The following is a 9,391-nucleotide window of genomic DNA, read 5'->3' on the forward strand; positions in this document are numbered from 1 at the left end:
CTTTCGTTTTCGAGCATTTTTTCGATATTGAAATAGATGCCATCAACATTGTAAGCACCTTTTTCAAAGCTTAAATAATCACAATTATCAACAAGTGATTGTCCTTTCGATTCAATTTCAAAAAGGCTGAGGAGAATATATTCGTGATCGACCATTAGTACGTGAAAACCAGTTTCGCATTTTTTACCGTCGCCAGAAGAAAGAATAACATTCATGATACTATGAAATCTAAAAGAGGCAATTTTTGCACTGGTTTCATCGCCTTTTAAGTGATAAATATAGGCTAGAAAATTAAGTTGCTGTAAGTCGAAAGGGAAATCGTTTAAAGAATGATTGATTAGTTTGATAATGGCATCGTAATCGGTGGTTTCGAGTTTTTCTTTATTGTAATAAGCTTGGAGCTTTTCGTCGTCTGGAGATTTCCAGAAAGCATTGTATTTGGGCTGAAAAAAATAACCAAGATACAAATGGCGGTATTCATCATGCGTTAAAAGAGTGTCGTTCTTCGTGAGTCTGTCCATTAATTTGGGATAGAAAAACTTTGAATTTTTGTCGCTTATTTCTTTTTCAATGACTTTATAATCTGGTGTCGTAAAACCAGTTTCTTGTGAATGCAATTGGATTCCGAAACAAAAAATGAAAAGGATAAAAAATTGTTTTAGCATGATTTAGAATGTTTTTGGTTGTAGTTCTGATCTTACTAAAATACAAATTATATTAGAACAAAAGTGTTCTTATGAAAACCAATGAGTGAAGGATGGGAGCGGCATCCTTTTATGGCAGGGTTTGCCATAAAAGATATAGCGGACAGCCTGACCCGGAGGGACACGCCCAAATAAAACGCATATGTTTTGCATTTACGGTTATTTTACATCTTTGGTTAATTCAAATAAAATATAACTTCCGTTGCTAGAATTTCCTCTTGATTTTTCTACAAATCCTTTTTTTAGGTAAAAATGAATTGCTTTACTATTGTTTTCAACACATTTTAAAGTAAGCGGAAAATTGGTTTTAGAAATTGCAGCTTTTAATAATTCGGTTCCTATATTTTGTCCTTGATGTTTATGGTCAACATAAAGATGATGGATAAAATTGTTGGGCATCCAGATCGAAATAAATCCAATTGGGATATTGTCTACATGTGCAATTAAAATATATTCTCCTTGAGTTTGCTTGTCAAAATCTTCTAACTTGAATTGAGAAATGTCTTGGTCGGCAAATGTGCGCCGTCTTTCATTTAGAAAAAGCTTTCTTAAATGTGGCAGATCACTATTTTGGGCTTCTATTATGCGTATCATTTCTAATTTTAATTTACTGTTCTTCAATTGCAGAAATTGTCTTTTAAATTATTTTTAGAATTCTGCTGGAAGTAGACAATATAGATAAAAAAATCCGACCTGTTTGCACAAATCGGATTTTGAATTATTTATTATTGTAGCTTTTTTATAAGCTCATTTGAAGCCTGCTCTAGCGCTTTATAGTAGTTTCCTTTTTTAAGCTCAGGAATAGAATAGGTGCTGATTATGTTTTGAGTGTCTTCTGTATTTAACTTGTATTTTATAAAATCGACACTTAAAAGCTGAATCTGTCTCAATGTTTTGCTAACAACAATTAAAAGGGTAGGATCTAATCTTGGGTCTTTTGATAAAAATTGATCTAAATCGGTTGCAAACTCTTCAAATGATTGAAATGGTTCTATAGAAGGAGTTGTTATAATAACAATTTTGTAAAGGTATTTTTTTTCAAAATTGTTTAGAGTAGTGTTTAAAGCCTTAAGTTCTTCTGGTTTTAGTATTTTTTCGAAGTCGTTAACACAGTCTGTAGATTGAGAAAAAGTGCTTTTTAAACGTGAAGCAAAATCAGTATCGTTTTTTGTTTGGGCAGACAAAAGAACTGAAGATAATAATAGTAGCGTAAAGAATAATTTTTTCATTCTGTTGCAGGTTAGATTTGGTGCAGCAAAAGTAGTATATTCTTTATTTTAAACCATCTAAAAAAAGATTAGTTTTGATTTTGAAATGAAAAAATATTCATTTTGAAAAGCAACTTCTTAAATAAAAAGCCCGACTTGCTTTTGCAAATCGGGTTCTAAGATTTTCTATTGAAGTACAGGAATTAAGTGATCCCATTTGAGTTCTTTGGCAAAATCTAAAGCTGTTTTTCCGTTATTGGTTTTTGCATCTACATTTGCTCCTGCTTTTAAAATGAGCTCTACAGAAGTTTGATTTCCGGCAATAGCTTCGCGATGTAAAAAAGTATAACCCAAATCGTCTTGAGCTTCTATTTCTTCTGGATTGTTTTTTAAGAATTCAATGAGACTTTCTTTCATGTTTTTGCTCATTGGATGTTCAATTAGATTTTCTGGTTTCTCTTTTTGTTCGTTTACCACTAAAATATCATTAAAATCACCAAATTCTAATCCCCACGCTTCATCATGATCTTCTCTTTCTTTGTCGCTCATTTCTGAACGCATTGCATGAATTGTAAATGCTCCATAAGTCTTACCATTTATTGCAAATAACCAATCACTAATTTGATTAATTGGAATTGCGATTTCGTCTCCATTATTTACATTCGTCAATTCGTTGGGATCATTTACTAAAATTCCGTATATCGTTTCGCCGTCAAAGTTTACGTCGTTAATCCACATGTGTTCTACGATAGTTTCGTCGTCTATTTCTTGAGTAAAAGCTAGTTTTACACAAGCGACATCTAAACCTGGAACTATTCTTCGGTATTCCCAAGATAATTCTCTCCAGAAGTATTTGAATGTTTCTTGCGCTCTTTTGTAAGCTTCGATCATTTTTGGATTTTCTCCGTCGGCGTAGAATATTTTTGTTTCTTCCATAACAATGCTTGTTTATATTGATTTATAAAAGTAAGCTTTTTATTACCTGAAGAGAAATGTTATTTATTGATTTTTAATTTTTTCTAGGGTAATTGTGAGTTTATTTTTCTTTTGTTCCACAATTACCATTTTTCCTTTCTCAAATCCAATTTTTTCAAGCCATTTTCCTTCTAGTTTTATTGATGGAATTGTAATGTATTTGAAAGTTCTTGTTTGATATTTGCTGTGTATTTTAAGTTTTCTTGAGTTTTTCATTTGTTGATTTTTAATATTGCCTTCAAAAGCAATTCTTCGGGACAAGGTGTTATGATTAATCAAATCTCTAATAAATAGTTAAGAATGTTGTCAACTTAAAATATGACAAAAGGATTTTTATTAAATAATTTTCAATGTTTAAATCTGATTTTTAAGACAAAGTATTGTCATTTCGACGTAGGGAGAAATCTTCGCGAGAAACTGCGCAAAGTAAAGTTATTAGCAATGATTTTTGCTAATCTTTGTCGAGCTGCTTGCGAAGATTTCTCCTTACGTCGAAATGACAAAGATCGGCGATTAACTTTGTCGAATTTCTAGTGTGATTTCTCCCCTCGGTCGAAATGACAAAGATTAGCGATTTACTTTGTAGAATTTCTAGTGTGATTTCTCTCTTCGGTCGAAATGACAAAGCTATAGGCATAAAAAAATCCGATCTGTTTTCACAAATCGGATTTTATAAATTGAAAAATTATATATAACCGTAAAACGGTATATTTTTACAAGTGAATTACTTCGCCGTAAGCATCAGCAACAGCTTCCATAACAGCCTCGCTCATTGTTGGGTGAGGGTGGATAGATTTAAGGATTTCGTGACCTGTAGTTTCTAGTTTACGAGCTACAACTGCTTCTGCAATCATATCTGTAACACCAGCACCAATCATGTGGCATCCTAACCATTCTCCATATTTAGCATCGAAGATTACTTTTACGAATCCGTCAGCATTTCCAGCAGCTTTTGCTTTTCCAGAAGCTGAGAATGGGAATTTACCAATTTTTAATTCGTAACCTTTTTCTTTAGCTTGTTTTTCAGTTAAACCAACAGAAGCGATTTCTGGAGTTGCATAAGTACAACCAGGAACGTTTCCGTAATCGATTGGCTCAACGTGTAAACCTTTAATTTTCTCCACACAGTTGATACCTTCAGCAGAAGCAACGTGAGCTAAAGCTTGACCTGGAGTAACGTCTCCAATTGCGTAGTATCCTGGAATGTTAGTTTCGTTGTAAGCGTTTACTAAGATTTTATCTCTGTCAACAGCAATACCAACTTCTTCTAACCCGATGTTTTCAATGTTTGTTTTAATTCCAACTGCCGAAAGTACGATGTCAGCTTCAAGAACTTCTTCTCCTTTTGCAGTTTTAACAAAAGCTTTAACTCCTGCACCAGTTGTGTCAATACGCTCAACAGATGAGTTAGTCATTACTTTAATTCCTGATTTTTTCAAAGAACGCTCAAATTGTTTTGAGATATCTTCGTCTTCTACAGGAACTACATTTGGCATAAATTCTACGATAGTAACGTCTGTTCCCATTGAGTTGTAGAAATGAGCGAACTCCACTCCAATTGCTCCAGAACCTACAATGATCATAGATTTTGGCTGTGTTGGCAAAGTCATTGCCTGACGGTATCCAATTACTTTTACACCATCTTGAGGTAAGTTTGGTAACTCACGAGAACGAGCACCAGTTGCGATGATAATGTGGTCAGCGCTGTATTCTGTAACTTTATTATCTTTATCAGTAACGTCAAGTTTTTTTCCTGGTTTTAGTTTTCCAAAACCTTCAATAACGTCAATTTTGTTTTTTTTCATCAAGAATTGAACTCCTTTGCTCATTCCTTCGGCAACACCACGGCTACGTTGAATAACTGCAGGGAAATCTTTATCAAATTCAGAAACTTTCAATCCGTAGTCAGAAGCGTGTTTAAGGTAATCAAAAACCTGAGCAGATTTTAAAAGCGCTTTTGTTGGAATACATCCCCAGTTAAGGCAAACTCCACCAAGATTTTCTTTTTCTACTACAGCTACTTTAAAGCCTAATTGAGAAGCTCTAATCGCTGTTACATATCCTCCAGGACCACTTCCTAAAACAATAACGTCGTATTTCATTTTTTTTGTTTTTAGTATTAACTATCGAAAATGAAGTTTGTATTTCCGAAACTCATCTTTCGATTTCTTCTTTTGTTATTTGTGATTGCGAATTTAAGGATTTATTTTAAAAAAAGGTAAGTTGTAAAAAAGTAAAATGTGAAATGTTGATTTCAATATCATACATCTCACATTTTACCTTTAACATTTTACAATCACCATTAAACTTTTACATGTCCCCAGTTTTCTCCGCTGGCAATTCTTCTAATTTGCATTTCGCTTACTCCAAACTGTTTTGCAATCATTTTAAGACGTGTTTTTTGTTCTGGTCTTGCAAGGATTTTTTTAATTAGCATCACTTTTGTAGTGGTTAATTTTCGGCCGTCAGCTTTTAGATTGTGCTCAATTAAGTTCTTTTTTGCCTGAATAACACGCGGACTTTTACGGCTATGTGCCATCATTTCTTGTTTTGTAGCCCAACGTAGATTGCGCTCATCATCGTTTGCTCTGTTATAATCTAAGTGCAGAACATATGTCTGATCTTCAGAATCTTTCGGAATAAAATATTGGGCAACGAGTTTGTATAAGAAGAGATATTTATTTACGATTTTATCGTCTTTTTTAACTTTAAAACGGAAAGTTGGATATCCGTCGCTTAAACCTCCTTTTAAGATCCTTCCGTTTTCAATTTCATCAGTAAAACTTATCAATCTACCTCTGTTTGAAATGGCGTATCTTAGTTGCAATGAGGCATTTATTTCTATTTCTTTGAATTTTTCATCAGGATAAAATCTATTTTGTGGCATTGTCTTTTACATTTGATTTCTATACTCTCAAAGATAAAGAATAAACAAAAAATTTCTGCTATGTAACTGATTGTGAAAGGTCAATTTTATGATTTCTATAACGCTAATTTAACGTTTTAAAGTGTTTTTGACAGTTTTTAGTCGGATTTTAAATCACAATTTGTGAATACTGCAGTTTTTTAATTTAGGAAACCAACATTAATTTATAGCTAAATAATTATTAAATTATTGATCTAGCCAATTTTTGAAATTATTGATTTCTTTTTTACTGATAAAAATTGCCTCAGATTCGGCTGGAGGAACATTCAAAATCAATTCTACTTTCTGATTGGAGTGTTTTACAACTTCTTTTATACTGTTTCGAGTCACAATATATTTTCGATTTATTTTAAAGAAATTGAAAGGATCTAAATTGTTTATAATATCAGTTAAGGTATTATTGTACAAGTAGCTGTTTCCTGATTTTATATGAATAAATAAATGTTTTCCTGTTGCTGTAAAATAAGTGATTTCATTTTCGCTAATAGAAATCATTTTATAGCCATGATTTACCAAGAAATGATGCTGGATTTTACTGCTTTCAGGATTTTCTATTGCTACCAAAGATTGAAGCGTAGAATCGCTGTTGAAATTATCTTTTATTTTTTTGAATTTCTGAAGCGCTTCTAATAATTCTTCTTCTTCAAATGGTTTTAAAAGATAATCGATTGTAAAATGCTTGAAAACTGAAATAGCATAAGAATCGTAAGCTGTGATAAAAATAACAGGGCAGGAGATAGTGGTTTTTTCGAAGATTTCGAGACTTTTCCCGTCACCCAAATGAATGTCCATAAATGCAAGATCTACTTTGTTTTCTTTAAAAAAAACAACAGCTTCTTTTACAGATTTTAAAACAGTGATTGCGGTAATCGATAAAACGTCTTGCTGTTCTAAAATCGATTTTAGATAGCTAGAAGCAAGATGTTCGTCTTCGACAATGGCAATTTTCATTTTTTTCGAAATTTATAACCAATTATACTGCAAAGATAAAATCAGTAATTCGTATTCGCAAAAAAGAGTGTAATTTGTTGCATGAATTTGTGTAAAAAAAAGGCCCAGCTATGAAAACTGGACCTTTTAAAAAAAACAATAGGTGTATTATAGATTGGGATTGTTCAATCTCGCGTTTGCTGGGTAAATAAGAGTATAACGCGGATCATTTTGTATCAAAGTATAATTTTGCCCTTTTAGAGTATGAACAATCTGTTTTTGTGTTGTTCTTCTTAAATCAAACCAACGCTGACCTTCAACAACAAATTCACGTTGTCTTTCTGCCAAAATAAAGTTGGTTAGATCTGCAGCATTCATAGCGTTTATTTGGCTTTCAAGCTGTGTGTATCCTGCTGCAGAGTATCTGTTTTTTACAAAACTTAAAACAGTTCTTTTAGCATCTGAGATATTGTTCAGTTTTACAGATGTTTCCGCTTTTGTCAAATACAACTCAGAAGTTCTGATCGTGCATTTGTTCTCGTCGAATCTTCCTTTTTCAATTCTGTAATTGCTTCCGCTAGTTGAAAAGTAAAGAGGAAAACGCAAATCTGTCGTTTTGCTATATGCATTAATCAACTCTGGAGATGCAAAAGAAGATTCCATAATGTCGGTAGTATATCCAGGTTCTATAGCTAAAATAGATTCTGCAGCATCAAACTTTGTTGGAATAACAGAAGTCGAATTTAGATTAACCAGATTGCTGTTTATTGCAAGCGCTTTGTTGGCAGCATCTAAAGATTTTTGCCATTGCTGTTGATAAAGATAAATTCTGCTTTGTAAGCCATACAAAGCAACTTTAGAAAAACGATAGTTTAAACCTTTAGCTTGAGAACTTACATTGATTAATTTTTCAGCTTGATTAGCATCTGAAATAATCTGGTTGTAAATAACTTCGACAGTTTGCGGAACAAAAGCTTGCTCTAAGTCGATTTCTAAAGCTAATGGAACTGATTTGTCTGAAGCAGCTGTTGCCGCATTGTATGTTTTTCCAAAAAGATTTACCAAGTCAAAATAAGCTAAAGCTCTAAGTGCATAAGCTTCTCCAATTAATTGATCTTTTTCAGGAGAAGCATCCAGTTTTTTGGAAGCTTCATTGATTACTACATTCGTATAGAAAATAATAGAGTATAGTTGGTCGTAAGGAAAAAATTTGGTATACTGATCTGGGTTTGTATCCTTCCAGATGTGAATGTCTCTGTAAGAAACAGTTCGGTCACTATCTTCATTTAAAACCAATTCGTCTGTACGCATAGACGTTAAGGCTTTGTGTTGTGGATATATCGAGTAGCCTGTCGTTAAAACAGCACGATATTGTGGTAAAGTTTCTGGAATCACTTTTCCGATAGGAGTAACATCCAGATATTCATCGCAACTGCTTACAGCAATTGATGCAACGAAAAGGAATATATATTTTGAGAATTTTTTCATCTTTAATTGAATTAGAAAGTTACATTACATCCTATAGTAAATGATCTAGGAACTGGCTGTGCATAAATGCTTCCGTATGTTTCAGGATCAAAATATCCTTTGAAATCTGAACCTACTACAAATAGGTTTCTCGCTTCAACATTTAATCTGATACTTTGAATATTAATTTGATCTGTGAACGCTTTAGGAAGTGTATATCCTAAACGCATACTACTTAATCTCATATAGCTCATTTCGCTAACCCATGTGTCTAAATAGTTGTATGTTGGTATCTGATTTCCTCCAGAGAACCATAAATAAGCTAAATAAGAATCTCCTGTTCCAGAATCTTTACTTGTAATTCCTGGTAAATTAGAAGAGGTATTTGTTGGTGACCAAGCATTTAAAATATCTGTACTATAGTTTTGTCCTCTATCAACTTGTGTTCCGTTGTAAGGAGGTGTTTTAACCACCGTTTGTTTTAAATTGAAAGCTGCCGCAACTGTGAAATCAAAATTGCTTATCTTGAATGTGTTGGTAATACCTCCAGTAAATTTCGGGTCTCTGTCTCCTAAATAAACAAATAAATCTCTGAACTCTGCTGCTGTTAAACTTGATTGTGCAAATTCTCCAGGGAAAAAGTCTGCATAAGGATCAAATAAACCAAAGAAAGTTTGCGCATTTACCGTTTCTCCTTTTTTGTTTACAAATAATGGATAACCGTTTTCGTCGATTCCGTTTGTTTTAAACCCAAAAACAGCATTTACAGCATGACCTTCTTGGTTTGGCGTATAAGTGTTGTCACGAATTTCTAAACGGTCAACATTACTTTTGTTGTGTGCAAAGTTGATGTTTGTTGTCCATTTAAAATTAGGACGGTTAATGTTCTTTGTGGCAATAGAGATTTCATAACCTTTGTTGCTTACTTGCGCCCAGTTCATGTTTGTATACTCAAAACCATTTTCTAATGGTAAAGATCTCGAACCAATTAAATCAGAACTTTTTCTTCCGTAAGCATCTGTAATAATGCTAATTCGGTTATTGAATAATCCTAAATCTAAACCAAAGTTGGTATTCTGTGTTTTTTCCCAACGTAATTTATCGTTTGGTGGACTTATAACAACGATTGTTGGTTCTGTTGTTCCTGGTAAAATAGTTGTTATTTTGTTATTTCCCATTAC

Annotated in this window: 9 protein-coding genes and 1 pseudogene; all 10 read right to left on the reverse strand. The window is 33.0% G+C overall.

The window, feature by feature from the left end:
* Positions 1-665: DUF4919 domain-containing protein (locus B3J44_RS09305; RefSeq protein WP_286967997.1), on the reverse strand; the 665-nt coding region annotated here is incomplete at its 3' end.
* A gap of 198 nt (positions 666-863) precedes the next feature.
* The gene (locus tag B3J44_RS09310; RefSeq protein WP_286967999.1) at positions 864-1,298 is read right to left on the reverse strand and encodes a GNAT family N-acetyltransferase; all 435 of its coding nucleotides are present in this window, start codon (positions 1,296-1,298) and stop codon (positions 864-866) included.
* 131 nt (positions 1,299-1,429) lie between these two features.
* On the reverse strand, positions 1,430-1,933 hold the full coding sequence (locus tag B3J44_RS09315; protein ID WP_286968001.1) for a TPM domain-containing protein: 504 nt from the start codon (positions 1,931-1,933) through the stop codon (positions 1,430-1,432).
* Between the two features lie 165 nt (positions 1,934-2,098).
* A complete protein-coding gene (locus B3J44_RS09320; RefSeq protein WP_286968003.1) occupies positions 2,099-2,848 on the reverse strand; it encodes a DUF2314 domain-containing protein in 750 nt (249 codons plus the stop codon).
* Positions 2,849-2,911: 63 nt separating this feature from the next.
* Positions 2,912-3,103: a SymE family type I addiction module toxin gene (locus tag B3J44_RS09325; protein WP_286968004.1), complete on the reverse strand. Its 192-nt coding sequence runs from the start codon at positions 3,101-3,103 to the stop codon at positions 2,912-2,914.
* A 497-nt stretch (positions 3,104-3,600) separates the two neighbouring features.
* Positions 3,601-4,989 (reverse strand): dihydrolipoyl dehydrogenase, encoded by a 1,389-nt coding sequence (lpdA, locus tag B3J44_RS09330; RefSeq protein ID WP_278020931.1) that lies wholly within the window; start codon positions 4,987-4,989, stop codon positions 3,601-3,603.
* Between the two features lie 200 nt (positions 4,990-5,189).
* Positions 5,190-5,774: an NUMOD4 domain-containing protein gene (locus tag B3J44_RS09335; RefSeq protein ID WP_198856400.1), complete on the reverse strand. Its 585-nt coding sequence runs from the start codon at positions 5,772-5,774 to the stop codon at positions 5,190-5,192.
* A gap of 225 nt (positions 5,775-5,999) precedes the next feature.
* Entirely contained in the window at positions 6,000-6,764 is a 765-nt protein-coding gene (locus tag B3J44_RS09340; RefSeq protein WP_286968007.1) for a LytR/AlgR family response regulator transcription factor, read from the reverse strand.
* A gap of 147 nt (positions 6,765-6,911) precedes the next feature.
* Positions 6,912-8,231 (reverse strand): RagB/SusD family nutrient uptake outer membrane protein, encoded by a 1,320-nt coding sequence (locus B3J44_RS09345; protein ID WP_286968009.1) that lies wholly within the window; start codon positions 8,229-8,231, stop codon positions 6,912-6,914.
* A gap of 11 nt (positions 8,232-8,242) precedes the next feature.
* A pseudogene (locus tag B3J44_RS09350) lies at positions 8,243-9,391 on the reverse strand (SusC/RagA family TonB-linked outer membrane protein); the annotation flags it as partial.

This window comes from Flavobacterium sp. UBA4854, from assembly GCF_002399805.1.
GTDB classification, from domain to species: Bacteria; Bacteroidota; Bacteroidia; order Flavobacteriales; family Flavobacteriaceae; genus Flavobacterium; species Flavobacterium ginsengisoli.